The sequence below is a fragment of the Nonomuraea sp. NPDC050643 genome, assembly GCF_040654715.1.
Taxonomy (GTDB): domain Bacteria; phylum Actinomycetota; class Actinomycetes; order Streptosporangiales; family Streptosporangiaceae; genus Nonomuraea.
In genome coordinates this window covers 1-25,254 of sequence record NZ_JBFAIM010000050.1, presented here as the reverse complement: position 1 = coordinate 25,254, position 25,254 = coordinate 1, and the positions used below count along the sequence as shown (strand labels likewise).

Here is a 25,254-nt window from a genome sequence, read left to right as displayed (position 1 = left end):
CGTTCATGGCCTCACTCGTCCGGCGGCCCGTCCGCCCTGAGCCGCCGGCGCTCCCTGGCCTCGTACAGCTCGGACGGGGAGATCGGCATGCGGTCGATCTCGATGCCCTCGGCGTCCTCGATGGCGGAGGCGATGACCGCCGAGACCGGGATCACGCCCGCCTCGCCGGCGCCCTTGATGCCGAGCGGGTTGAGCGGCGACGGGGTCTCGAGGTGATCGGTCTCGATGTGCGGGACCTCGGTGGCGTACGGCATGAGGAAGTCCATGAACGAGGCGTTCACGAGCTGGCCGTGCTGGTCGTAGACCATGCGCTCGTAGAGGGCGCCGCCGATGCCCTGGGCCACGCCCCCGTGGATCTGCCCCTCCACGATCATGGGGTTGATCAGCCGGCCGCAGTCGTGCACGACGGCGTAGCGCACCACCTTGATCTCGGCGGTGTCCGGGTCGGTCTCGACGATGGCGGCGTGCATGCCGGCCGCGAACGTGGACCTGATCGGCGAGTAGTAGTCGCGCCCCTCCAGCCCCGGCTCCTCGCCCTCGGCGACCGGCGGCCGGTCGAAGGCGGCCGTGCCGGAGAACTGGGTGGCCTTGGCCGTCTCCTCGTCGAAGGCGTAACGCAGCGGGTTGGCCAGCACCGCCACCGTGGACAGCGGCACGGAGGCGGACGGCGTGCCCGCCACGTGCACGATCCCGTCGGCGATGTCCAGATCCGCCGGGTTGGCCTCCAGCGCCTCGGCGGCGATGCGCAGCGCCTTCTCGCGGACCTTCCGGCAGGCCAGCGCGATGGCGTTGCCGCTGACGACGGCGGCCCGCGAGGCGAACGTGCCGACCGCGTACCCGAACCTGCGGGTGTCGCCGGTGACCACGCTGACGCGCTCGATGGGCACGCCCAGCTCGGTGGCGGCGATCTGGGCGAACGCGGTCTCGTGGCCCTGTCCCTGCGAGGTGAGCCCGGTGGAGACGTGCACGCGGCCGTCGGAGGTGATCTGCACGTGCCCGCCCTCGTACGGCCCCACCCCCGTGCCCTCGACGTAGCAGCCGATTCCGATGCCCCGCCCCGGCCGCCGCTCGAAGGAGTCCCAGCCGATGAGCTCCTTGATCATGCGGAGCATCTCCGGGTAGTCGCCGCTGTCGTAGATCAGCGGCCGCCCGTCCTGGAAGATCAGCCCCTGGTCGTACGGGAACTCGCCGGGCCCGATGAAGTTGGCCGCGCGCACCTCGGTGCGGTCCTTGCCCAGGTAGTGGGCGATCTTGTCCATCGTGCGCTCCATGCAGAACACGCCCTGGGGCCGCCCGGCCCCGCGGTAGGGCGTGACCTGCACGGTGTTGGTGTAGACGGCGCTGAACTCGACCCGGTACGCCCCGATCTTGTACGGCCCCAGCAACTGCGTGGAGGTGATGATCGGCACGATGATCCCGTAGGGGGTGTAGGCGCCGTGGTCGTGCAGGATCGTGACGTCCAGCCCCAGCACGCGCCCGGCGTCGTCGAACCCGGCCCGCACGTACTGCACCTGGCCGCGCTCGTGGGCGGAGGAGACGAAGTGCTCGCGGCGGTCCTCGGCCCACTTGACCTCGCGCCCGAGCGTCATCGCGGCCCACGGGACGAGCACCTCCTCCGGCCACGGGTGCACGATCTTGACCCCGAAGCCGCCGCCCACGTCGGGCGCGATCACCTCCACCTGGGGCAGCGGCAGCCCGAGCGCGGCGGCCACGGCCATGCGGACGCTGGTGGAGGTCTGGGTGCTGGAGTAGACGCGCAGGTCGCGGCCGTCCCAGCGGGCGTACACGCCGCGGCCCTCCAGCGGCATGCTGGCGCTGCGCTCGATGTCGAGCCGGAAGGCCAGCGTGTGCGGCGCGGCCTCGATCGCCTCTCTGGCGCCGCGCCCGTCGGCCGCCGCGACCTCCTGGACGAGGTGGGCGCCCACGTTGCCGGGCACGTCCTCGTGCACGAGCTGGGCGCTCTGGACGGCCTCCTCCAGGCCGACGACCGGTTTGAGCGGCTCGTAGTCGACCTCGATGAGCGCGCAGGCGTCTTCCGCGGCGTAGCGGTCGGCGGCCACGACCATGACCACCGGCTCGCCGACGTGCCGGACGACGTCTCTGGCCAGCGGGTAGGCGGTGCGGCCGTGGGTGAGCGCGGGGTGCGGGATCAGCAGCGGCAGCGCCCTGCCGACCCGCTCGGGCAGGTCCTCCCACGTGTAGACGGCGACGAGCCCCTCCACGTCGAGCGCCGCCGTGACGTCCACGTCGCGGATCCGGGCGTGGGCGTGCGGCGAGCGGACGAAGGCCGCCGCCAGGGCGTCGCGCCCCAGGTCGTCGAGGTAGCGGCCCTGCCCGGTGAGCAGCCTGGGGTCCTCGCGCCGCTGCACGGGCTCCCCGAACAGCTTGGTCGTCATGCTTCCTCCGCCCGCAGCTCGGCGGCCCGGTGCACGGCCTTGACGATGTTCTGGTAGCCGGTGCACCGGCACAGGTTGCCGGAGATGCCCTCGACTACCTCTTCGTCCGTCGGCGCCGGGTTCTCCTCCAGCAGGGCGGTCACCGTGCACAGGAACCCCGGCGTGCAGAACCCGCACTGCAGCCCGTGGCACTCGGCGAAGGCCCGCTGCACCGGCGACAGGGCGCCGTCCGGCGCGGCGAGCCCCTCCACGGTGGTGAGCTCGGCGCCGTCCACGGTGACGGCGAACGTCAGGCACGAGCGCACGGGCCGTCCTTCGAGCAGCACCGTGCAGCAGCCGCAGACGCCGTGCTCGCAGCCGACGTGGGTGCCGGTCAGGCCCAGGTCGTGGCGCAGGCAGTCGGACAGCAGGCGGCGGGCGGGCACGCGTACGCGTCTGGCCGTGCCGTTCACGATGAGCGTGATCTCATGCTCCACGGGCCGCGGCCCCCTCCCGCGCCGCGTTGCGCAGCGCCCGCTCCGCCAGCACGCCCACCAGGTGCCGCCGGTAGGCGGCGGTGGCGTGGATGTCGCCCTCGGGCTCGGCCGCGTCGCGTACGCGCGCCGCCGCCGCGGCCCAGTCGTCCTCGCCGCCGAGGTCCACGACGAGCGGGACGGGCCCGACGCCGGCGCACGCGACCCTGGCGGCGCTCACGCCCTCGTCGTCCACCGTGACGACCGCGCAGACCCCCGCCAGCGCGTAGTCGCCGTGCCGGCGCGACACCTCCTCGAACGCGGTCCCGCTTCCCGGCGCCGGCGCCGGGAAGAACGCCGACACGGCCAGCTCGCCCGGCTCGACCGCCGACTCCATGGGCCCGGTGAAGAAGTCGGGGGCGCTCACGTCCCGCTCGGTGATCCGGCCGCCGTCCCAGCGGGCCACCCGTACGTGCCCGCCCAGCAGGGCCAGCACCGCGGGCAGCTCGGCGGCCGGGTCGGCGTGCACGAGGCTGCCCACCACCGTCCCCCGGTTGCGGATCACGGGATGCGCGACCAGCTTGAGCGCCCTCGTGACCAGCGGATGGACGCCGGCCCGCTCCGCCTCGGCGTGCCTGACCAGCGCGCCGACGCGGACGCCCCGCTCGCCCGCCTCCAGGGCGGACAGGGAGGCGACCCGGTTGATGTCGACGAGGTGCTCGGGCGCCGCCAGCCGCATGTTCAGCATGGGGATGAGGCTCTGGCCGCCGGCCAGGACCTTGCCCCGCACCTCCGCGAGGACGCGCAGCGCCTCGCCGAGCTCGCGGGGCGCGTGGTACTCGAACGGCGGCGGCTTCACCCGGCCTCGCTCCTGCCGCCGGACGGCGCCGGTTCGGGGGCGCGCCCGGCGATGACGCGGAGCAGGTGGTATCCGCCCAGCACCACGATCGTGCCGAGCGCGATGCCCTCGAGGGTGAAGTCTCCCCCGATGAAGTGCTGAACAGGTCCGATGGCCAGGATGATGCCCGCTCCGATCGGAACCATGTTCACGGGATCGGCGAAGTTCACCCTGTTCTCGATCCAGATCTTCGCGCCGAGCAGCCCGATCATGCCGTAGAGGATCACGGTCACCCCGCCGAGCACGCCGCCCGGCGTGGCCGCGACCAGCGCCCCGAACTTGGGGCAGAGCCCGAACAGGATCGCGATGACCCCGGCGATGTAGTAGGCGGCCGTGGAGTAGACCTTGGTGGCCGCCATGACGCCGATGTTCTCGGCGTACGTGGTCGTGGGCGAGCCGCCGACCGCGCTGGTGACCATGGTGCCGACCCCGTCGGCCACCACCGCGCGGCCCACGTACGGGTCCACGTCGGTCCCTGTCATCTCCCCCACGGCCTTGACGTGCCCGATGTTCTCCGCGATGAGCGCGATCACCGCGGGCAGCACCAGCAGCACGGCCGAGGTCTTGAAGTCGGGGGCGTGGAAGTCCGGCATCCCGAACCACGGCGCGGACGCCACGGAGTCGAAGCTCACCCGGTCGTGCGGGAACGCGGTCGCGACGCAGTACGTCCCCTCCGCCTGGCATTCGGCCCCGGCGGCGTCGCGCAGGTTGGCCCCCGGCAGCACCGAGGTTATGGGACCCGCCGTCTTGTCCAGCACCCACGACAGCACGAACCCGGCGACCAGCCCGATCAGCACCCCGACGCGCCCGATGAACCCCTTGAACGCCACGATCACCACGAACGTGATCAGCATCGTGACGAGCGCGACCCAGTGGTCCTGCGGCCAGTAGACGTCCGCCACCACGAACGCCAGCCCGAACCCGATGAGCATCACGACCGCGCCGGTGACCACGGGCGGGAAGACGCGGTGGATGATGTTCACGCCGAGGAAGTGGATGGCGAGGCCGGCCAGCGCCAGCACGAACCCGGCGACCAGGATGGCGCCGGTCACGATCGCGTCCGCGCCCGCCGTGTCGCCGCCCGCGGCGGCCCTGATGGCGAACACGCCGCCCACGAAGGACGCGCTGGTGCCCAGGTAGCTGGGCACCTTGCCCTTCACGATCAACAGGAACATGATCGTCGCGACGCCGGACATCATCACGGCGACGTTCGGATCCAGCCCCATCACCAGGGGGAACACGAAGGTCGCCCCGAACATCGCGATCACGTGCTGCGCCCCGAACCCCACCATCCGGGGCCAGCTCAGCCTTTCGTCCGGCCTGACCACCTCGCCGGGGGCCAGATGCCTGCCGTCACCGTGTTTGGTCCATCGTGCAACCATGGAGAGCCCCTCTTGTACTGGGCACTGAGCCGGCGAGACGTTCCGTTGCGGGCACATTAGGCCCGGTGGCACGCTCCTACACGGGCATGATCTGCCAAATCTGCGCCGTTCACCAGACACAACCTCGCGCACACGCCTCCGGCTCCCCTGTGAGGGGCTTGCGGGCTACCGCCGGGTGACGCGCAGCAGGTGGTAGCCGACCAGCAGCACGATCGTGCCGAGCGCGATGCCGCTGAGCGCGAAGGTGCCGGTGATCGGGAACGCGACGGGGCCGATCGCGCAGATGATCCCCGCGCCGACGGGGACCAGGTTCACCGGGTCGGACAGGTTCACCCGGTTCTCGATCCAGATCTTGGCGCCGAGCAGGCCGATCATCCCGTACAGGATGGTCGTCACCCCGCCCAGCACCCCGCCGGGGGTGGCGGCGATGAGCGCCCCGAACTTGGGGCAGAGCCCGAACAGGATCGCGATGACCGCCGCGATGTAGTAGGCCGCCGTGGAGTAGACCCTGGTGGCCGCCATGACCCCGATGTTCTCCGCGTACGTCGTCGTCGCCGCCCCGCCGACCGACGTCGCCACCACGGTCCCGACCCCGTCGGCCAGCACCGCCCGCCCCATGTACCCGTCCACGTCGGTGCCCGTCATCTCCCCCACGGCCTTGACGTGCCCCACGTTCTCCGCGATCAGCGCGATCACCACGGGCAGCACGGGCAGCACCAGCACGATGGCCGACACCTCGAAGACGGGGCCGTGCAGGGAGGGCAGCCCGATCCAGTCGGCCTGGGCGACGCCCTCCAGGTTCACCCGGAAGTGCTCGGTCACCGCCCCGCTGTCGTCCGGCGCCGTGATCCTCCCGCCCACGAGATCCCACACCCACGACAGCACGAACCCGAACACGAGCCCGAGCAGCACCCCGATCCGCCCGAGGAACCCGCGGAACACCCCGATGAACACGAACGTCGCCGCCATGGTCAGCAGCGCCACCCACGGATCCTTCGGCCACGCGTCGCTGACCAGCCGCAGGCTCTCGGAGCGCCTCCGCGGCGGAAACACCGTGACCACCCTGGTCTTCGTCTCGCGCTCCTGGTCGATCCGCCTGATCGCGTGCACCGCCGCGCACAGGTCGGAGTCGGCCGACACCAGCATGACCACGTCGACCTTGCCGGTCGCCACGTCCGACACCATGGCGGCGCCCAGCGCCACGTCGGACTGCTTCTCCGCGTAGGTCCGGCGCGTGCGCCCGCACGCATGGCATCGCACCTGCTGCTCCTGGTCTCTGCCCGGCACGACCTGCACACCGACGCTCTCCAGCGCCGCCAGGTAGACCTCCTGCCGCGCGATGGCGGGCGGATCGTTGCGAATGGTGGCGGTGAAGTAGGTGAGCGCCTCGAGCCGCTGATGCGACCGCAGGACGCGCGTGACCATGGACCGCAGATCGAGCCACAGGAAGCGCCGCCCGCCGAGCTCCCGCAGGCCGTAGTACAAGTTGAATCCGTCGATATGGACACCGACCCGCTCCATCTCCGGATTCGGCTTGTCGCGCACCGCCACCACGCCCTAACATGAAGTCACCCGCCCGGGGCTACGTTCCCGGGTACTACGGCCCCCGTCAGGGGGCCGTTTCTTTTTCCATCGGCGCGAACGATGCCAGTAAACAACGAGTAATGTCGTGGTGACTTTTCGTAGATGTCCCCGGCCTACTCCACGTTGATCGAGAACCCGTCGCCGCTGACCACCTGCCCCGCCCGGATCTTGGCCGTCTTCCTCAGCTCCACCTCGCCGTCCACCATCACCATCCCCTCGGCGATCAGGTGCTTGGCCATGCCTCCCGTGTCCGTGATCCCGCAGTACTTCAGCAGGTCGCACAGCGGGATGTACTCGGAGCGCAGTTCGAAGTCCACGACCCTAGAGCCTAGATGCCCCGCATCCGCAGCACGTGCAGGGCCAGGGTCAGGTTGAGCCGCAGGTGCGGGTCGTCGGTGAAGTTGCCGAGGATGCGCTCCAGCTTCCCGATCCGGTAGCGCAGCGTGTTGTAGTGGAAGTGCAGCCGCCGCGCCGTCTCCGCCACGTTCAGGTTGGTCTCCAGCAGCACCTGCAGCGTGCGCCGCAGGTCCGCGTTCTCGGCGTCGTCGTCGCCGGCCAGCGGCCCGAGCGTCTCCCGTACGAACGCGTGCAGCTCGTCCGTGTCGTTGACCAGCGACAGCAGCCGGTACACCCCGAGCTGGTCGAAGTGGGCCACCGCGCCCGGCCCGTGGAGCTGACGTCCGACCCTGGCCGCCTTCAGCGCCTGGGAATAGGCCTCCGGCAGCGTGACCGCCCCCGGGCTCGGCCGCGAGGTGCCGGTCGAGAACGTGGCGGGCGGCACGTCGGCGAAGGCCGAGGCGGCGTCCTTGGCCACGCGGGCCGCGTCGAGGGCGGCGTCCACCACGGCCACCACCTCGTGCGAGAACCCCGCCACCGCCCCGCGCGGGTCGTGCCGCCTGATCGCGGCGGTCCAGCACGCCACCAGGCGGTCCTGCGCGCTGCGCTCGTCGCCGTCGGGGTCGAGCTCGGCCACCAGCACGGTCACGGGGCGCGCCAGGTCCCAGCCGAACGCCCTGGCCCTGGAGGTGACCCGCTCCGCCGTGCCGGCCCGCCCGGTGAGCACGTCGCGCAGGAAGTCGGCCCGGTATTTGCTCTCGACGGCGTTGACCGCCTCCTGCCGGGTGACGACGAGGGCGGCGACGGTGGCCGCGCGTTCGAGGATGCCGACGTCGCTGTCCCTGATGGCCTCCGACGCGCTGTAGGCCACGATCCTGCCGTGGTGGTGGCCTCCGGCCAGGACCGGGACCGAGGCGAAGGAGCGGACGCGGCCGGGCGCGGGCGAGGTCGGCGGCCCTTCGCGGGAGATCGACTCGCGCAGGACGGCGACGTGGTCGGCGGGGCCCGCGGTGGCCAGGACGTGGCCGGAGCCGTCGACGGCCGCGACCGACACGTCGAGGAGCTGCGCCACCTCGGCGGTGACCTCGTTGAGCCCGCCGCCGGCCAGCACCACCTGCACGAGCGCCCGGTGCGCCTCCTCGGCGCGGGCCAGCACGGCGGCCTGGCGGTTGAGGATGTCGGTCAGCACCTGGTTGAGGATGTCGTCGAAGCCCACGTCGTTCGGCAGCAGGATGAGCGGGAAGCCGAGCCGGTCGGCCTGCTCGACCATCTCGTCGGGCAGTTCGTCCACGTAGCGGCCGAGCTTGATCGCCAGGGCGGCCAGCCCGCGCTCGTCGAGGTCGGCCACCAGCCGCCCGAGCGACTGCGGCGTGTTGCGCAGCGGGTAGCCGGTGGTCAGCAGCAGCTCGTGCGGCTTGACCCAGGCCAGGATGTCGGGGACCTCCATGACGTTGAGCCGCTGCACGATGCGGCCCAGCCCGTTCTCCCCCGCGAGCAGCCTGGCGTCGGCGAGGGTGGACACGCCGAGCACCTCTCCGACGGACACGCCGTGAATGATCGTTCCGGTGCTGGCGAGACGGACGGGGGGCTCCATGGGGAGATTGTGAACCCAGAAGCGGTCTGTCAGGAAGAGCCAACCTTCTCGCTGACTGTTGGCAAATTTCTCCGTACGGAGGGTTCCCGGACCGTTCTACGGTCAGGTCCAAGTTCGGTTGGGAGGTCCGGTGACCGTCAGTACTCACGCCCGGCGTACCCGCGTCCACGTCACGGGCGCGGCCAGCGCGGCGGTGCGCCCTGTCCTGGAGGCCCAGCGCCGGCCCGCCCGGGTGCTGGCCGCGTTTCCCGAAGGGGTCTATCTCGAGGTCAGGACCGACCTGGAGCCTTCGGTGATCGCCGTCATCACCGGCGAGGCGACCCGGTTGCCCAACTCGGTGCTGCTGGCCACCCCGTTGCCGCACGTCACGGTGGGTGATGACGCCTTGGTGGGCGACCGCGTGGTCGACCTGGGGCCGCTGAGCCTGAGCGTGCGCCGCTGGTGGGATCCGGCCCCGCCGCTGGGCGCGTTCGATGCGGGCCGCCTCGCGCACGCCGCCGCCCTCCTGAACGATCCGGCGCGGCTCGGGCGGACGACCATGGCCGGGACGGGACGGGCCGGAGCGCCTCCGGGCGGGCCGCCGTCGCCGGGGCTGGCCGGTAACCGCGCCGTGGAGCTGCTGGCGAGCAGTTGCGCGAAGGGGTGGCTGGTGGGCGTGGTGACGGCGGCCGAGCAGCTCATGGGGCTCGGGCCGGGGCTGACGCCGAGCGGCGACGACGTGCTGGCGGGGCTGCTGGTGACGTTGCGGCACCTGGGCGCGGCGGTGGGGGCCGGGCGGGCGGTGTGGCTGGCCGACTGGCTGGCGGCGACGGTGACGTTCGACGCGCGTACGCGCACGACGCCCATCTCGGCCACGCTCCTGCACTGTGCGGCCCGGGGCGAGGCGAGCCCCGAGGTGACGGCCGTGCTGCGCGGCGTCGCCGGCCGACAGGCGCTGGAGCCGGCGCTGCGGCGCCTGCACCGCCTCGGGCACACCTCGGGCGCCGACCTCGCCCAAGGCATCGCCATCGGGGTGACCGCGGTGCTCGAGCTGAGCGGGCAGAAGTGAACGGCCTGCCGCAGACGGTGCTCGTACGGAGGGGCGCCTACCACGACTCGGTCACCCTCATGCGCGTCAGCCGCGCGCTGTCGGAGCTGCCCGGGGTGGCGGCGGCCATGGTCGCCATGGCGACCGAGCTGAACGTGTCGATCCTGCGGGAGCTGGGCTTCGACGTCCCCGAGACCGACCCGGGCGACCTGCTGATCGCCGTACGGGCGCGCGACACGCGGGCCGCCGTCGAGGAGGCCGACCGGCAGCTCACCGCCGTCCGCCCCCGGGAGACGGACCAGCCCGCGGACCAGCCGCCGCTGACCACCCGCTCGGCGGCCACGAGGGTGGAGGCCGACCTCGTCCTCGTCTCGACCCCGGGCGAGTACGCCTTCTTCGAGGCCCTGGACGCCATCGAGGCCGGCCTGCCCGTGATGATCTTCAGCGACGGCGTGAGCCCGGCCGCGGAACGCCGGCTCAAGGAACTGGCCGAGGCCAGGGACGTCCTGGTCATGGGGCCCGACTGCGGCACCGCCGTGATCGGCGGCGCGGGCCTGGGCTTCGCGAACGTCCTGTCGCCGGGCCCCGTCGGCGTCGTGGCCGCGTCGGGCACCGGCGCACAGCAGGTGACGTCCCTGCTCGACTGGGCGGGCACCGGCGTCAGCCACGTGCTCGGCGTGGGCGGCCGGGACCTGTCGGCCGAGGTGGGCGGGCTGTCGACGCGCCGCGCCCTGCGCATGCTGGACGAGGATCCGGCCACGGAGCTGATCGTGCTCATCTCCAAGCCACCCGCCCCCGAGGTGGCGGCGGCCCTGGGAGAGGAACGGCTGCGCACGCCCGTCGTACGCGCGCTGCTGGGCGAGGGCGCGCCCGACCTCACCGAGGCGACCGAGCAGGCGCTGCGCGCCCTCGGCCGACCCGTCCCGGAGTGGCCGTCCTGGCCCGCGTGGCCGGGCAGGCGGTCCCCGGCCAAGACGATCAAGGGCCTGTACGCCGGCGGCACACTGAGCGTGGAGGCCGCCGCCGTCGCCGGGCAGGGCGACTTCGTCGACTACGGGGACGACGCCTACACCAGGGGCCGGGCGCATCCGATGATCGACCCGACGTTGCGGGTGGAGGCCCTCGGCCACGCGCGGGAGACCGACGTGGTGCTCTTGGACGTCGTCCTGGGCCACGGCGCGGACCCCGATCCGGCCGCCTCGCTGGCCCATGCCGTCGCCCGTACCCCGGCCACCGTCGTCATCGCCCTGATCGGGACGGAGGGCGATCCGCAGGACCTGCACCGCCAGGCCGCCGCGTTCCGCGAGGCGGGCGCGGCGGTGTTCACCTCCAACGCCCAGGCCGCCCGCCACGCCAGGAGCCTCGTGTGAACGCACCCGACCCTCAGACCACGCCCGGGAGCCTCCTGTGAACGCGCCCGATCCCCGGACCACGCCCGGGAGCCTCCTGTGAACGCGCCCGACCCCGCTCCCGCCGGGAGCCTGCTCGCCGCGCCCGCGCGTGTGATCACGGTCGGGGCGGGGCTGCTCGACGAGGCGCTCAGGGCGCAGGCCGTGCCGACGACCGCCGTGGAGTGGCGGCCGCCCCTGCCGGGCACCGCGCGGGCCCTGGCCACGGTGCTGGCCGACCCGCGCAGGCAGGCGGCCAACGAGCGGGCGGTCGCCAGGCTGATCTCGGCGCGCCCGTATCTCGTGGGCGTGCGCAGGGCGTCGGAGGTGCTGGAGGAGGGGACGTTCCTGCACGCGGGCCCGCCCATCACCTGGGAGCGCGCGTCGGGCCCGATGCGCGGCGCGCTGATCGGCGCGATGCTGCTGGAGGGCCTGGCCGGCGACGAGCACGAGGCCGGCGACAGGCTGGCGGCGGGCGCGGTCGAGCTGCGCCCCTGCCACGAGCGCGCCACCGTCGGGCCGATGGCGGGCGTGGTGAGCCCGTCGATGTGGCTGTTCGAGGTACGCGACGACGAGCACGGTGGCACCGCCTACTGCTCGCTCAACGAGGGCCTGGGCAAGGTGCTCAGGTACGGCGCGTACGGCCCCGAGGTCCTCGACCGGCTGCGCTGGATGGACCGCGTGCTCGGCCCGGCCCTGGCGGCGACGCTGGAGCGCACGGGCCCGATCGACCTGCGCTCGCTGATGGCCCAGGCCCTGCAGATGGGCGACGAGCTGCACAACCGCAACCGCGCCGCCACCTCGCTCCTCCTGCGCGAGCTGGCCCCGGCCGTGGTCGAGGCCGCCCCCGGCGACGCGGCCGCGGTGCTGCGCTTCATCAACGGCAACGACCACTTCTTCCTCAACATCGGGATGGCCGCGGCCAAGGCGGCCACGGACGCGGCCCGCGACGTCCCCGGCTCCTCGCTGGTCGTCGCCATGGCGAGGAACGGCACCGACTTCGGCGTCCAGGTGTCGGGCCTGGGCGGCCGCTGGTTCACCGGCCCGGCGGGCGTGCCCGACGGCCTCTACCTCGGCACGTACGGCCCCGCCGACGCCAACCCGGACATCGGCGACTCCACGATCACCGAGACGTCCGGACTGGGCGGCTTCGCCATGGCGGCCTCACCGGCCATCGTGCGGTTCGTGGGCGGCGAGGTGGCCGACGCGGTACGGGCCACCCGCTCCATGTACGAGATCACGCTCGCCGAACATCCGGTGCACCAGATTCCGAGCCTCGGTTTCCGGGGCACGCCGGTCGGCATCGACATCACGCTCGTCGCCAGGACCGGTCTGCTGCCCGTGGTCAACACCGGCATCGCCGGACGGGTCGCGGGGACGGGCCAGGTGGGCGCTGGCCTGGTCAAACCGCCCATCGAGGCGTTCACCACCGCCTTGACCGCATTGGCGGACGAAGTAAGTGATCGATTTGAATAGCGACATAACCGCACGTCAGGGCTTTTGTAAGACAGTGTCAGCTTCCCTTGCGGATTAACCGCCGATATCGTAACGAACCTCAGGCCACAGGAAATCTGCAAGTAGCGTGGAAACGCACGTGACGGATGAGGCGAGATGGGGGCGGGAACATGGCAGCCGACCGCTTGCTCAGCGGACCCGGCCAAGAGGGAGGCGCCGCGGGGGGCGCTTCGCAGAGCCAGGGACGCCTGATCGGAAGGCGCTACCGGCTGATGTCGCCCGTCGGCAGAGGTGGCATGGGCATGGTGTGGCACGCGCATGACGTGCTGCTCGACCGGGACGTGGCGGTCAAGGAGCTCATCCTGCCGTACGGGCTCGACCGTGCGGGCATGCAGGTGGCGCACCGGCGGATGCTGCGCGAGGCGAGGTCGGCGGCGCGGCTGACGCACCCCGGCATCGTGACCGTGCACGACGTGGTCGAGGAGGACGGCCGCCCCTGGATCGTGATGGAGCTGGTCCGGGCGTGGTCGCTGGAGCAGGCCGTACGCCAGAGCGGGCCCCTCCCGGTGATCCAGGCCGCCGAGATCGGCATCCGGGTGCTCGACGCGCTCACGCACGCGCACGCGGCCGGCATCCTGCACCGCGACATCAAGCCGGGCAACGTGCTGCTGACCTCCGACCGGGTGGTGATCACCGACTTCGGCATCGCGGCCATCGAGGGCGACGTCACGATCACGCAGACCGGGCTGCTCATGGGGTCGCCCGCGTACATCCCGCCGGAGCGCCTGTCGGGGCAGCCGATCACGCAGGCCGCCGACCTGTGGTCGTTCGGCGCCACCCTGTACGCCGCCGTCGAGGGCCGCCCGCCCTACGAGGGGCCCGACCCGGTCGCGGTGCTCGGCTCCGTGCTCACCCAGGACCCCATCACGCCGCAGCGGGCCGGCTCGCTGATGCCGGTGATCGAGGGCCTGCTGCGCAAGAACCCGGCGGAGCGGCTGACCTCCCAGCAGGTCGTCGAGATGCTGGAGGCGGTGCTGCGCGCCCACGGCTCGGCCCGGCCGCGCCCGCCCGAGACGCTGCCCAGCCAGGCCGACCCCACCCCGGCGGGGCTGCTGCCGCCGCTGGACACCCCGTCGGGGCCGATGCCCTCGCGCATCGTGGAGACGCCTTCGGGGCCGGTGCGGGTGCCGTACGACCCGCTGAACAGCCCGTCCGGCGGCTACTCGATGCCTCCCTACGACGGCATGACGAGCCCGTCGGGCAGCCACCGCACCGACCAGTTGCCGCCGCTGCCGCGCGCCCACGACTCGCTGGCCGGCATGTACGACTCCCTCGCCGGCCCGTCGGGCCCGCACGCGTACGACTCGCTCTCCAGCCCGTCGGGGCCCCAGGGGCATGATCCGCTCCGCGGCCCGTCCGGCCCTCAGGGGCACGACCCGCTCCGCGGCCCGTCGGGCCCGCACCAGCCGTTCGGCCCGCCGCCCGGGCTCGGACCGAACCGGATCACCCCCGACCTCGACGACGACCTGGGCACGCCGTCGGGCCCGCATCCGCAGCCGATCCTGCCGCTGACCACGGACAGCCGCACCTCCTCCGCCGCCACCCCCTGGCCCCTGGCCTCGCCCGACGACCTGCGCGAGCAGTCGCGCGGCCTGTCGCGCGACATCGGCCGCAGCCGCCTGGCCACGCTGCCCAGCGCCGGGCCCCGCACAGGCAAGAGCTGGCGCCGGCCGGAGGAGGACGACGCCTCGTGGGCCCGCGAGAGCCGGCCCACGATGCTCTTCATCCTGAGCGGGCTGGCCGCGGTGGCCGTCGTCGTCGGCGCCGTGGTGATCATCCTGACGAGCGGGGCCCCCGAGACGCCGCCCGCCGCCACGACCTTCTCCGCCACGGAGAGCGCCACGCCGCGCGGCAGCGCCGCCGCGACCGCGCCCGAGGGCTACAAGCAGCACACCCAGGCCGGGTTCTCCGCGGCCGTGCCCGAGACGTGGCGGCTCGCGGCCTCCGGCGGCGTGGCCACGTTCAACGGGCCGAAGGACTCCGCCATGCGGATCGTGGTGGAGCGCGCGGCCCCGCAGGCCGACGGCGGGCTGTCCGAGCTGGGCCGCCAGGAGGCCGACGGCGGGCTGGAGAGCTACATCCAGGTGCAGCTCCAGTCCGTGGAGTACCGGAGCTGGCAGGCCGCCGACTGGGAGTACACCTACACCACCGCCAACGGCGTCCCCATGCACGCCCTGACCCGGTACGTCTCCATCGACGACACCGCCGCGTTCAAGGTCACGTTCGACCTGCCCGAGCTCAAGTGGGACGACCAGGCCGAGACGCGCAAGGTGTTCCTCGACACGTTCCGGCAGAGCACCTGACGAATTGCACCGATCGTTCCAAAACGTGTAGCGTGCGCGTCATGGCGCGACCGAGGACGTTCGAGGAGGACCGTGCGGTCGAGGCGGCCATGCGCGCGTTCTGGACCGCGGGCTACGAGGCCACCTCGACGCAGGACCTGTGCGCGGCCACCGGGCTCGGGCGCAGCAGCATCTACAACACCTTCGCCAGCAAGCGGGAGCTGTTCGGCAAGGCGCTGCGCCACTACATGGACGAGCGCAACGCCGGGCTCGCCGAGCTGATGGAGGCCGACCTGCCGGTCAGGGAGAAGATCAGGACCGTCCTGTGGTGGGCGGTCGAGCCCGACCCCGCCGAGCCGCCCGGCTGCCTGGTGGTCAACTCCCTGGTCGAGGTGGCCCCACACGACGCGGAGGCGGCCGAGCTGCTGCGCCGCGACACGAGCAAGCGCGTCGAGCTCGTACGGGGCGCGATCGAGCGAGGCCGCGCTCGCGGCGAGATCGGCCCGGGCAAGGACCCGCTCGCCCTGGCGAACTTCGTCTCCGCCACGGTCAGCGGCCTGCGCGTGGCGGCCCGCGGCGGGGCGGACCGGGCCACGCTCGAGTCGATCGCGAACACCGCGCTGGACGTCCTCTGATTTTTTCGCGCGCCGATTTTGAACCGATCCATCCAAAACTGTTGAAGGGGGTCGCCGTGCCGTTGGCGGTCTACATCCTGGGATTGTCGATCTTCGCCCAGGGCACCTCGGAGCTGATGCTGGCCGGGTTCCTGCCCGAGATGGCCGCGGATCTGGGGGTGTCCGTGCCGGACGCGGGGCTGCTGATCTCGGCGTTCGCGATCGGGATGCTGGTGGGCGCGCCCGTCCTGGCCGTGCTCACGCTGCGCCTGCCCCGGCGTACGGTCCTGCTGGCGTTCATGGCGATCTTCGCCCTGTCGCACGTCGCGGGCGCGCTGACGTCGAGCTACGGCATGCTCTTCGCCACCCGCGTCGTGGGCGCGTTCGTCTACGCCGGATTCTGGGCCGTGGCCGCCGGCACCGCGATCGGCCTGGTGCCGGCCAATGCCCGCGCCAAGGCCATGAGCGTGCTGGCCGGCGGGCTGACGGTGGCCACGATCATCGGGCTGTCCCTGGGCACGGTCATCGGCCAGCACCTCGGCTGGCGGGCGGCGTTCTGGGCGGTCGCGGGGCTGTCGGTGCTGGCGGGCGCCGGCGTGTTCGCCACCATCCCCGGCGGCCGGCCCAAGGCAGGGGCGGCGCCGAGCGTCCCGGCCGAGCTGCGCGCGATGGCCAGTCCGAAACTCTGGCTCGCGTACGGCACCACCGCCCTGACCACCGGCGCCCTGCTCTCGTCCTTCAGCTACCTGAGCGCCCTGCTCGCCGGCACCACGGGCCTCGACCCCGCCTGGGTGCCCGCCGTCCTGGCCCTGTACGGCGTGGGCGCGCTCATCGGCATCACGATCGGCGGCCGGATCGCCGACGCGCGGCCCTTCGCCGTCCTGGCCGTCGGGGTCACCGGCCTCGTCCTGACCTCGGCGGCCCTGGCCGTGTCGGCGACCGTCGCGCTGCTGGCCGTACCGCTGGTCTTCCTGCTCGGCGCGTTCGGCTTCGGCACCAACCCGGCGCTGAACGCCCGCCCCTTCGCGCTGGCCAGGAACGCCCCCACCCTCGCCGCCGCCGTGAACGTCTCCTCGTTCAACGTCGGCATCACCGCCGGCCCCTGGCTGGGCGGCCTGGCCATCGGCGCGGGCCTCGGCTACGCCTCCGTCGCGTGGATCGGCGCGGCGATCGGCGTGGTGGCCCTGGGGGCCGTCGCCCTGGCCGCCGGCCTGCACCGAAGGAGCGCCGCGCTCGTCGGGACCGCTCAGGCCGGTGAGATACGGTCGGCCGTATGAGGCTGGGGAGCATCCACTTTTATCCCGTCAAGTCCACCGGCGGGCATGAGGTCGAGCGGGCCGAGGTAGAGCCGTGGGGGCTGGCCGGTGACCGGCGCTACCTCGTCGCCGACGAACACGACACCATGATCACCGCCCGCCAGGAGCCGCTCCTGCTGGCCTGCCTCGCCCGGCTGGACGACGGCGGGCTCACGCTGACCGGCCCGCACGCCGCCCCGTTGCGGGTGGTGCCGTCGGCCCGCGTCTCGGCGGTGGACATGCGCGGAACCCCGATCCGGCTCACCGACTGCGGGGACGCCGCCGCCGGGTGGCTGTCCGCGCTGCTGGGGCGGCCGGTCCGGCTCAAGTGGCTCGACGATCCGGCCCGCCGCCCGGTCGACCCCGCGTACGGGCGGCCGGACGACCGGGTCAGCCTGGCCGACGCCTACCCGCTGCTGCTCACCACCACCGCCTCGCTCGCCCGGCTCGACGACTGGATCGCCGAGACCGCGCTCGAACGCGGCGAGGAGCCGCCCGAGCCGCTGCCCATGCACCGTTTCAGGCCCAACGTGGTGATCGAAGGGACCGGCACGCCGTTCGCCGAGGACGAGTGGAAGCGCCTGCGCATCGGCGAGGTGGAGTTCCGCGTGACGAAGGGCTGCGACCGCTGCGTGCTCACCACGATCGACACCGCCACCTACCTCAAGGGCAAGGAGCCCATCAGGACGCTGTCCAGGTTCCGCAAGCGTGACGGCAAGGTGTGGTTCGGCATCAACCTGATCCCGGACGCGCCCGGCCATATCGCCCAAGGGGATTCCGTCACCATTCTCTGAAAAAGGCGACTTTCCCGATAGATAAGGTTCACCGTCACCTTTGGGGTGATGTTAGGGGCTATGCGAGACTTCACGGGTGACGAGTGCCCCCACAAAGCCCACTGTCTCTTCCTCTGACCGGATTCGGATCGTCCAGCGTCGCACCCTGGCGGTGCTGTCCGCGGCGCAGATCGTGGGCGGGGTGGGGGTGGCCGTCGGGCTGGCGCTCAGCTCGGTGGTCGTGGACGAGCTCTCGGGCTCCACGGTCATCAGCGGCTTCGCGGGCACGGCCACCGTGCTCGGCGCGGCGCTGCTGGCCCTGCCGACCGCCAGGGCGTCGGGCAGCGGCGGGCGCCGCGCGGGCCTGTCGCTGGCGTACGTGGCGGCGCTGGCCGGCTGCGCGATCTCGGTGCTGGCCATCAGCCTGGGCACCTGGCCGCTGCTGCTGGTCGGCCTGGTCCTGGTGGGCGGCGGCAGCGCGGGCAGCCTGGCGGCCCGCTACTCGGCGACCGACCTGGCGCCGAAGGACCGCGCGGCCCGGCACCTGTCCCTGGTCGTCTGGGCCTCCACGATCGGCTCCGTGGCCGGCCCGAACCTGGCCAAGCCCGCCGACCAGATCGGCATGCGGCTCGGGCTGGTGGAGAAGGCCGGGCCGTTCGCCTTCGCGGCGCTGGCCTTCGCCCTGGCGCTGGTCGTCATCATCGGCTTCCTGCGCCCCGACCCGCTCACGCTGGCCCGCGACCTCGACGGCACCCCGAGTACGGGGCCCGGGCGCAACCGGACGATCAGGACCGCCTGGCAGACCCTGCGCACCACCCCGATGGCCCGCCGGGCCCTCGTCATGATCGCGGTCAGCCACACGGCGATGGTGTCCGTGATGTCCATGACCCCGGTCAAGCTCCACCACGACGGCTCGAACCTGGACGTCATCGGCCTGGTGATCAGCCTGCACATCGCCGGCATGTACGTCATGTCGCCCGTCGTGGGCTGGCTGGCGGACAAGGCGGGCAAGGTGCCGGTGCTCGTGCTCGGCATGGGCCTGCTGCTGAGCGCCGCCACGCTGGCCGGCACCGCCGGGCACCGGGTGTGGCAGGTGACGGCGGCGCTCGTACTGCTGGGACTGGGCTGGTCGTGCGGCCTGGTGGCCGGGTCGGCGCTGGTCACGGAGTCGGTGCCGATCGACCGCCGCCCCGCCGTCCAGGGGCTGTCGGACCTGCTGATGAACGTCTGCGGCGCCACCGGCACCATCGTGGCCGGCGCCATCGTGGGCTGGTTCGGCTACGGCATGCTCGGCCTGGTCGTGGGCGTCATGGTCGCGCTGGCCGGCCTGTGGCTCACCGCCATCTGGCGCCGCACGCGTCTCTGACCTGGGGGTCACACGCCGGGCGGGCGCGCCGGAGGATCCGGTGGGTCATGGGGTGGGTCATTTGGCGTCGGCGTAGGACTCGACCGCCACCGCCTCCATCGGGAACCGCACCGGCGTGCTCCCGAACAGCAGCCTGCTCGCCTCGGCCGCCGCCGCCGTCACGGCCGCGATGACCTCCTCCGCCTGCTCTGCCGGGCAGTGCACCATCACCTCGTCGTGCTGGAAGAACACCAGCCTGGCCGGCTCGGGCAACCTGCCGCGCAGCACCGCGAGCAGCGCCAGCGCCCACTCGGCGGCCGTGCCCTGGACCACGAAGTTCCGGGTGAAGCGGCCCCGGTCGCGCGCGGCCCGGTTGCCCTCGGGCCCCGACACCAGCTCCCTCCACCGCTCCGACGGCGGCGGGCTGGTGCGCCCCAGCCAGGAGCGCACGAGCCGGCCCTCCTCCCCCGCCTTGGCCGCGTCCTCGACGAACTGGTAGGCCTTCGGGAAGCGCTGCCGCATCACCGCCAGCAGCTTGGAGGCGTCGCCGCTGGTGCCGCCGTACATGGCGGAGAGCATGGCGATCTTGGCGTTGTCGCGCTCGCCGCCGAACGACTGCGCGAGCGCCGAGTAGAGGTCGATCTCCCCGGCCGCCCTGGCCAGCCCCACGTCGCCGGCCATCGCGGCGAGCACGCGCGGCTCGAGCTGCGCCGCGTCGGCCACGATCAGCGCCCAGCCCTCGTCGGCCACCACGACCCGCCGCATCACCTTGGGGATCTGCAGCGCGCCGCCCCCGCTGGTGGCCCAGCGGCCGGACACGACGCCGCCCACCACGTATTCGGGACGGAAGCGCCCGCCCCGCACCCACTGGTCGGCCCACACCCACCCGTGGAAGCTGAACAGCCGGGCCAGCTCCTTGTAGGCCAGCAGCGGCGCCACGGCCGGATGGTCGATCTTCTTCAGCTCCCACGACCTGGTCGTCTTGAGCGCCACCCCCGCGGCCTTGAACGCCTTGACGAGCTGCTGCACGGAGTCGGGGTTGACCTGATGGCCGAACGCCGCCGCCACCTCGTCGGCCAGCGTCTGCAGCTTGGCCGGCCGCATGCCGTGCACGGGACGCGGCCCGAGCAGCTCGGTGAGCAGCGCGTCGTGCACGTCTCTGCGCCACGGCATGCCGTCGTGCGACATCTCGGCCGCGACGAGCGCCCCGGCCGACTCGGCGGCCACCAGCAGCCGGAACCTGCCGGGCTCGGGCAGCGCGGCGATGCGCGCGAGCTGGTCGGCCAGCACCTCCGCCACCGCCTCCGCGCCGAGCGGCTCGGGCGCGAACAGTGTGCCGGGCGCGCTCGGGCGCTCCTCGGGCACCGGCAGCCCGCGCAGCCTGGCGTGCGCGGCCCTGGCCGTGCGGGACTCGCCGTAGCGGCCCTCGTGGGCCAGCAGCAGCCCCTCGGTCAGGGCGAGGTCGTGACAGCGCGCGACCCGCACACCCTGCTCGAGCAGCGGCAGGTACGCCTCCCGCGTCTCGGCCCACACCCACCGGGGCCCCTCGGCCGCCTCGAGCTCCCCGACCGCCCCGGGCAGGCCGGCGGGACGGCGCGCCGACCCTCCGACCGGCAGCACCGTCTCCCCTGCGACCACGACGTACACGTGGTCAAGGGTGCCAAACGGCCCCGACAGAATCTCACCGGGCCAGGCTGATGCGCACCTCGTCCTCCAGCGGCGGCTCGAACTCCTGCGCCAGGCAGCCGGTGGCGGCGAAGCAGCGCAGGGTCAGCTCGTCGGGCGTGACCGAGACGTGCAGGAACTGCTTGAAGAACGGCGGCGTGTCCCAGTCGGACAACTCGGACAGGAACCGGTGGAACACCTTGTCCACCGGCAGCCGAAGCGGCCACGGCCAGGCCCCCAGCAGCCGGGCGGCCCACCGCATCCTGCGGGTGATCACGACCGGCCCCTCGGGCGTCCTGACCGGCTCGTTCTTGATGTGCTGCGACATGATGCACGCCGCCTCGGAGGGCGTCAGGTAGATCCACTTCATCCGCAGCCGCCTGGCGTAGAGCTGGCTGTAGAACGACAGCGAGTCGCCGCGCAGCGGGTAGCACTTGAACGCGTCCTCGTGCACGTCCGCCACGTCCACCCGCTGGATGGTGTGCGTGGCGTGCATGAACGCGCCGGCGCCGCCGGACACGACGTACTGGATGACCCGGTCGCCCACCTGGACCGGATAGCGCTGGTAGTTGTGCACGTCGCCGCCGATGGCCGCGACGTACCGGTGCGCCGGGTCGCGCACGATGTCGTCGATCGTCCCGCCGCCCTCCAGCGGCGACGGCTTGTAGACGTTGCCGGTGTAGATCGGCTTGCCGGTCACGAGGATCTTCGGGCGCGGGTCGAGCGAGACACGGCGCAGCCAGGCGGTCTGCGCCTGGTCGATCACGTTCCTGATGCCGGTGTCCACGCCCACGATGAGCAGGCTGTCGCTCTCGATCACCCAGTACGGCCCCGGCTGCGTGGCCTGCTGCTCCGGCTTGCCCCGCAGGGCCCGCGCCTCGGCCAGCCGCGCCTCGTCGATCGTCTCCGGCCTGCGCCACAGCAGCCCGCGCAGCCCGCGGTCCGGCGTGGGCTTGAGCGGCGGCGCGTCGCAGAAGACCCGCATGAAGCCGCCGAGCCCGTCGTACCAGTCGTGATTGCCGGGGATGGCGTAGATGGGGGCGTTGTAGTCCTGGTACGGGCGGAAGAACTTGTCCCCGTAGTCGTTGCCCGATCCCGTCGGATAGATCACGTCACTGGCGATGACGGCGAAGGATGTCCCTTTCCCCAGTTGAACCATGGCCGGAACCACCGCGTACTGAGAGGCGTCCCCTTCTCCGGTATCGCCGAGCAAGAGGAAACTGAAATTTCCCCCGACAGGTGGCTTGATGTGAAATTCCGGGTCTATCCCGCGCGCTTCCTGCGCCTCCACCCAGCGCGCCCGAACCTCGCCCGACGGGTCACCGAACAACCCCGCCAGGATCTCGTTGCGGGACAGCCAGAGCGTACGTAAATTCAACCAGGTGAATCCGTGCTTATTGGGCCTGAGCTGCGCGAACGTCCCCGTTTGCGTGCAGGACCAACCCGCACCCTCCTCCGACACCCGGGAGGAAAGCTGCTTTCCACGCTCAGCCGCGACTTCCACCATGACCACATCTTTACCGTGATCTACCCATTGCGCATCCTGAACGCTCCGTACCGCTGGGAACACGGGGGGTTCACAATGGTGTACCCTCACCCCCCAAGCAAGCGGTTGGGACCGTCCGATGGGAGGCTCCCATGACCCGTAACAGCCCGGACGACGCGACCCGCAGAGGCTCCTCCGACGTGGAGGCCATCGAGGGTCTGCTGGCCTTCGCGCTGTCCCGGCCCCGCTGGGGCGGGGGCGCCGCGCTCAGCAGCGCGAGCGAGGCGGTCGCCCGGAGCAGGGTCCTCGCCGAGAAGGCGCCGGAGGCGCACACGGTCCTGCTGGCCCGCTGCCTGCAGACGAGCGCCACGCTCCTGCTCGGGCGGGGCCGGGCCACGGAGGCGCTGCCCATGGCGCAGGAGGCGGTCGCGCTCACCCGCTCGTCCGGCGGCGCCCCGCTGGTGGTCTCGCTGGGCTGCCTGGCCAAGGCGCTCGAGGCCCTCCACCGCTACAGCGAGGCCGCCGCGACGCTGGCCGAAGCCGACCGGATCCCGCCCCCTGACTGACGTCCCCTCCCAGGAGGACCGGGCCCGGCGTCCGAGACGCGGCTACGGGCCCGGGATGAGCACACCCGGGTTGAGTATCCCCGCCGGGTCGAGTTCGCCCTTGACGGCCCGCAGGACGGCCGCGCCGAGAGGGCCCAGCTCAAGCCCGTAGGCGTCGCGGTGGTCGCGGCCGACTCCATGGTGGTGCGTGATGGTGCCGCCCGCCTCGACGATGGCCGCGCTCGCCGCCGCCTTGGCCCGCTCCCACTGGGCCACCGGGTCGGCGTCCTGCGGGGTCACGACGGTGAAGTAGAGCGAGGCGCCGGTCTCGTACACGTGGGAGACGTGGCACATCACCAGCGGCGACCCGAGCGCGCCGAGCAGGGCGAGCCTGACCGCGTCGTAGAGCCGCGGCAGGTTCGCCCAGAACCCGGCCGTCTCCAGCGTCTCGACCGTGGCCCCGGCCGCGAGCAGCGAGTCACGCAGGTACGGCGCCGCGAACCGGCCCCGCTCCCACGCCAGCCCCGGTTCCTCCCCCAGAGGCTCGCCCCCGAGCCGCGCCAGCACGGCGGCGGCCGCGCGCCGCCGCTCCTCCAGCGGGACCCCCGCGCCCGGGGTGCCCTCGTAGCCCGCGATCAGCAGGCAGCCTGAGCCGCCCGATCCGCCCGATCCGCCCGATCCGATCGCCTCCGGCTTGGCCAGGCCGATCATCGTCTCGGTCTCGTCGGAGAGGCGCAGCACGGACGGGAGCGGTCCTTCCTGGGCGAGTGCGCGCATGGCCGCCGAACCGGCCGCGAACGACGCGAACCGCCATCCTTCGTACCGGCGTTCGGCGGGGGCCCGGCGCACCCGCAGCCGCAGGGACGTGATGACGCCGAAGACGCCCTCGGAGCCGAGGACGAGCTGGCGCAGATCGGGCCCGGCCGCCGATCTGGGGGCGCGGCCGAGCTCCAGGGTTCCCGACGGGGTGGCCAGGGTGAGGCCCGCGACCATGTCGTCGAAGCGGCCGTACCCGGCGGAGGCCTGGCCGCTCGACCGGGCCGCGGCGAAGCCGCCGAGCGTGGCGTACTCGAAGGACTGGGGGAAGTGGCCGAGGGTCAGCCCGTGGGCGGCGAGCAGCCGCTCGGCCTCGGGAGCGCGCACGCCCGGCTCGAACTCGGCCACCATCGACTCCGCGTCCACCGACCGCAGCCGGTCCAGCCGCGCCAGGTCGAGGGCGATCACGCCGGTGAAGCCCGCCCGGGCCGGCGCGAGCCCGCCCACGACGGAGGTGCCGCCGCCGAAGGGCACGACCGCGATCCGCTCCTCGGAGCACAGCCGCAGCAGCTCGGCCACCTCCTCGTGCGAGCCGGGCAGCACGACCGCGTCGGGGGCGTCGGAGCCGTCCCCGACGCGCATGCGCAGCAGGTCGGGGGTGGACTTGCCACGCGTGTGCCGCACGCGGGTCTCGTGCCCGGTGCGCACGTTCGCGGCGCCGGCGATCCCGGCGAGGGCGGCGAGGAGCGGCCCGGGCAGGGCGGCCGGCGGGAGCCGGACCGACTCCAGCGTGGCGGCGGGGGCGTCCGGCGCGCGCACGCCGAGCAGGTCGCGCAGGAGCCCGCGGATCGGCTCGGGCAGCTCGCGGGCTTGGGCGGGGTCGCCCCAGCCCGACCACAGCATGGGTTCTCCAATCACCCTTACACTGTGACACATGACGTCGATTCGTCACAATGAGGCCGTCCTGGACGCGGCCCGTGACTGCGTGCTGGCCTACGGGGTGCGCAGGACCACGCTCACGGACGTGGCGCGCAGGGCCGGGGTGTCCCGGATGACGCTCTACCGCCGCTGGCCCGACGTGCGCACGCTGGTGGCCGACCTGATGACCAGGGAATGGGTGCGCGTCATCGCCGATCTGGACATGTCGGACCCGGTGCGGGCCGTCGTGGCCGGCGTGCGGGGGCTGCGGGCGCACCCGCTCTGGCGCAAGATCGTGGAGGCGGACCCCGAGCTGCTGATGCCCTACCTGCTGGACCGGAGGGGCGCGAGCCACGAGGCGATACTCGAGGTGCTCGAGCGGGTGCTCGGCGATCCCCGTAAAGCGCGGGCGGTGCTGCTGGTGGCCCAGTCGTTCCTGCTGTCCGCGCCGACCATGCTCGACCCCGTGACGCTGGACGAGCTCGACGCCGAGCTCGCCGCCCTGCTGGAGGCCTACCTGTGAAGAGTTCGCTGAACGCCGCCAGACGCTCCCGCGAGCTGCGCCGAGTGGCCGAGGAGCGGGTGGACGTGCTGGTCGTGGGGTTGGGCGCGACCGGCGCGGGCGCCGCGCTGGACGCCGCGTCCCGGGGGCTGAGCGTGGCCGCGATCGACGCGCACGACCTGGCCTTCGGGACGTCCCGGTGGAGCTCCAAGATGATCCACGGCGGCCTGCGCTACCTGGCCAAGGGGCAGGTGGGCATCGCCTACGAGAGCGCGGCCGAGCGCGGGATCCTGCTGCGGAGGACCGCTCCGCACCTGGTGAGGGCGCACCCGTACCTGCTGCCGCTGACCTCGGGCGTCAGCCGGCGGCAGGCGGCGCTGGTGATGTCCGGCTACCGGCTCGGCGACGGGCTGCGGGCGGCGCTGGCCGAAGGGGTGGTGACGGCGACCGTGGTGCTGCCGGGGGACGGTGCGCTGCGGCTGGAGGGCGACCTGCTCACCG

21 protein-coding genes are annotated in these 25,254 nt (G+C 72.8%); 11 read left to right on the top strand and 10 right to left on the bottom strand.

The genetic code is table 11. The annotated features are described in order from the left end of the window. Positions 1 to 11: 11 nt before the first annotated feature. From cutA to AB0I15_RS45090, 7 genes are all read right to left on the bottom strand, one after another. Positions 12 to 2,396, bottom strand: coding sequence for an aerobic carbon-monoxide dehydrogenase large subunit (gene cutA, locus AB0I15_RS45120; RefSeq protein ID WP_358110872.1), 2,385 nt, complete (start codon positions 2,394 to 2,396; stop codon positions 12 to 14). Then, on the bottom strand, positions 2,393 to 2,872 hold the full coding sequence (locus AB0I15_RS45115; RefSeq protein ID WP_358110869.1) for a (2Fe-2S)-binding protein: 480 nt from the start codon (positions 2,870 to 2,872) through the stop codon (positions 2,393 to 2,395). The genes cutA and AB0I15_RS45115 overlap by 4 nt, the downstream gene beginning before the upstream one ends. Beyond that, a complete protein-coding gene (locus AB0I15_RS45110; RefSeq protein WP_358110866.1) occupies positions 2,862 to 3,707 on the bottom strand; it encodes an FAD binding domain-containing protein in 846 nt (281 codons plus the stop codon). Before AB0I15_RS45110 ends, AB0I15_RS45115 begins: the two co-directional genes overlap by 11 nt. Continuing rightward, a complete protein-coding gene (locus AB0I15_RS45105) occupies positions 3,704 to 5,128 on the bottom strand; it encodes a solute carrier family 23 protein (RefSeq protein ID WP_358110863.1) in 1,425 nt (474 codons plus the stop codon). Before AB0I15_RS45105 ends, AB0I15_RS45110 begins: the two co-directional genes overlap by 4 nt. 165 nt (positions 5,129 to 5,293) lie before the next feature. Beyond that, the gene (locus AB0I15_RS45100) at positions 5,294 to 6,673 is read right to left on the bottom strand and encodes a solute carrier family 23 protein (protein ID WP_358110860.1); all 1,380 of its coding nucleotides are present in this window, start codon (positions 6,671 to 6,673) and stop codon (positions 5,294 to 5,296) included. Between the two features lie 152 nt (positions 6,674 to 6,825). Beyond that, on the bottom strand, positions 6,826 to 7,029 hold the full coding sequence (locus AB0I15_RS45095) for an RNA-binding S4 domain-containing protein (protein ID WP_358110857.1): 204 nt from the start codon (positions 7,027 to 7,029) through the stop codon (positions 6,826 to 6,828). 11 nt (positions 7,030 to 7,040) lie between these two features. After that, positions 7,041 to 8,642 carry a PucR family transcriptional regulator ligand-binding domain-containing protein gene (locus tag AB0I15_RS45090; protein WP_358110854.1) on the bottom strand — a complete coding sequence of 534 codons (1,602 nt, stop codon included), beginning with the start codon at positions 8,640 to 8,642 and terminating at the stop codon, positions 7,041 to 7,043. Positions 8,643 to 8,772: 130 nt separating this feature from the next. On the opposite strand from AB0I15_RS45090, the gene AB0I15_RS45085 reads away from it, so the two are divergent. From AB0I15_RS45085 to AB0I15_RS45050, 8 genes are all read left to right on the top strand, one after another. Next, on the top strand, positions 8,773 to 9,690 hold the full coding sequence (locus AB0I15_RS45085; RefSeq protein WP_358110851.1) for a DUF2877 domain-containing protein: 918 nt from the start codon (positions 8,773 to 8,775) through the stop codon (positions 9,688 to 9,690). After that, a complete protein-coding gene (locus AB0I15_RS45080; RefSeq protein ID WP_358110848.1) occupies positions 9,687 to 11,039 on the top strand; it encodes an FdrA family protein in 1,353 nt (450 codons plus the stop codon). The genes AB0I15_RS45085 and AB0I15_RS45080 overlap by 4 nt, the downstream gene beginning before the upstream one ends. Positions 11,040 to 11,117: 78 nt before the next feature. Continuing rightward, complete coding sequence (locus AB0I15_RS45075; RefSeq protein WP_358110845.1) at positions 11,118 to 12,533, top strand: DUF1116 domain-containing protein; 1,416 nt, start codon at positions 11,118 to 11,120, stop codon at positions 12,531 to 12,533. A 125-nt stretch (positions 12,534 to 12,658) separates the two neighbouring features. Beyond that, on the top strand, positions 12,659 to 14,875 hold the full coding sequence (locus AB0I15_RS45070) for a protein kinase (RefSeq protein WP_358110842.1): 2,217 nt from the start codon (positions 12,659 to 12,661) through the stop codon (positions 14,873 to 14,875). A gap of 41 nt (positions 14,876 to 14,916) precedes the next feature. Further along, on the top strand, positions 14,917 to 15,489 hold the full coding sequence (locus AB0I15_RS45065) for a TetR/AcrR family transcriptional regulator (protein WP_358110839.1): 573 nt from the start codon (positions 14,917 to 14,919) through the stop codon (positions 15,487 to 15,489). A gap of 56 nt (positions 15,490 to 15,545) precedes the next feature. After that, entirely contained in the window at positions 15,546 to 16,745 is a 1,200-nt protein-coding gene (locus tag AB0I15_RS45060; RefSeq protein WP_358110836.1) for a Cmx/CmrA family chloramphenicol efflux MFS transporter, read from the top strand. Then, positions 16,742 to 17,557 carry an MOSC N-terminal beta barrel domain-containing protein gene (locus AB0I15_RS45055; RefSeq protein WP_358110832.1) on the top strand — a complete coding sequence of 272 codons (816 nt, stop codon included), beginning with the start codon at positions 16,742 to 16,744 and terminating at the stop codon, positions 17,555 to 17,557. The genes AB0I15_RS45060 and AB0I15_RS45055 overlap by 4 nt, the downstream gene beginning before the upstream one ends. Positions 17,558 to 17,708: 151 nt before the next feature. Beyond that, positions 17,709 to 18,902 carry an MFS transporter gene (locus AB0I15_RS45050; protein ID WP_358110829.1) on the top strand — a complete coding sequence of 398 codons (1,194 nt, stop codon included), beginning with the start codon at positions 17,709 to 17,711 and terminating at the stop codon, positions 18,900 to 18,902. A 57-nt stretch (positions 18,903 to 18,959) separates the two neighbouring features. On the opposite strand, the gene AB0I15_RS45045 is transcribed toward AB0I15_RS45050, so the two are convergent. Together AB0I15_RS45045 and AB0I15_RS45040 are read right to left on the bottom strand one after the other, a co-directional pair. After that, positions 18,960 to 20,528: a bifunctional 3'-5' exonuclease/DNA polymerase gene (locus AB0I15_RS45045; protein WP_358110826.1), complete on the bottom strand. Its 1,569-nt coding sequence runs from the start codon at positions 20,526 to 20,528 to the stop codon at positions 18,960 to 18,962. A gap of 34 nt (positions 20,529 to 20,562) precedes the next feature. Then, positions 20,563 to 21,759, bottom strand: coding sequence for a metallophosphoesterase (locus AB0I15_RS45040; RefSeq protein ID WP_358110823.1), 1,197 nt, complete (start codon positions 21,757 to 21,759; stop codon positions 20,563 to 20,565). Between the two features lie 425 nt (positions 21,760 to 22,184). On the opposite strand from AB0I15_RS45040, the gene AB0I15_RS45035 reads away from it, so the two are divergent. Beyond that, the gene (locus AB0I15_RS45035; RefSeq protein WP_358110820.1) at positions 22,185 to 22,598 is read left to right on the top strand and encodes a hypothetical protein; all 414 of its coding nucleotides are present in this window, start codon (positions 22,185 to 22,187) and stop codon (positions 22,596 to 22,598) included. Positions 22,599 to 22,640: 42 nt separating this feature from the next. Here AB0I15_RS45035 and AB0I15_RS45030 read toward each other — a convergent pair whose 3' ends face one another. After that, complete coding sequence (locus AB0I15_RS45030) at positions 22,641 to 24,236, bottom strand: FAD-binding oxidoreductase (protein WP_358111118.1); 1,596 nt, start codon at positions 24,234 to 24,236, stop codon at positions 22,641 to 22,643. A 31-nt stretch (positions 24,237 to 24,267) separates the two neighbouring features. Between AB0I15_RS45030 and AB0I15_RS45025 the strand changes: the two genes are divergently transcribed. Further along, a complete protein-coding gene (locus tag AB0I15_RS45025) occupies positions 24,268 to 24,774 on the top strand; it encodes a helix-turn-helix domain-containing protein (RefSeq protein ID WP_358110817.1) in 507 nt (168 codons plus the stop codon). Further along, on the top strand, positions 24,771 to 25,254 hold a 484-nt coding region (locus AB0I15_RS45020; protein ID WP_358110814.1), incomplete at its 3' end, for an FAD-dependent oxidoreductase. The genes AB0I15_RS45025 and AB0I15_RS45020, both read left to right, overlap by 4 nt.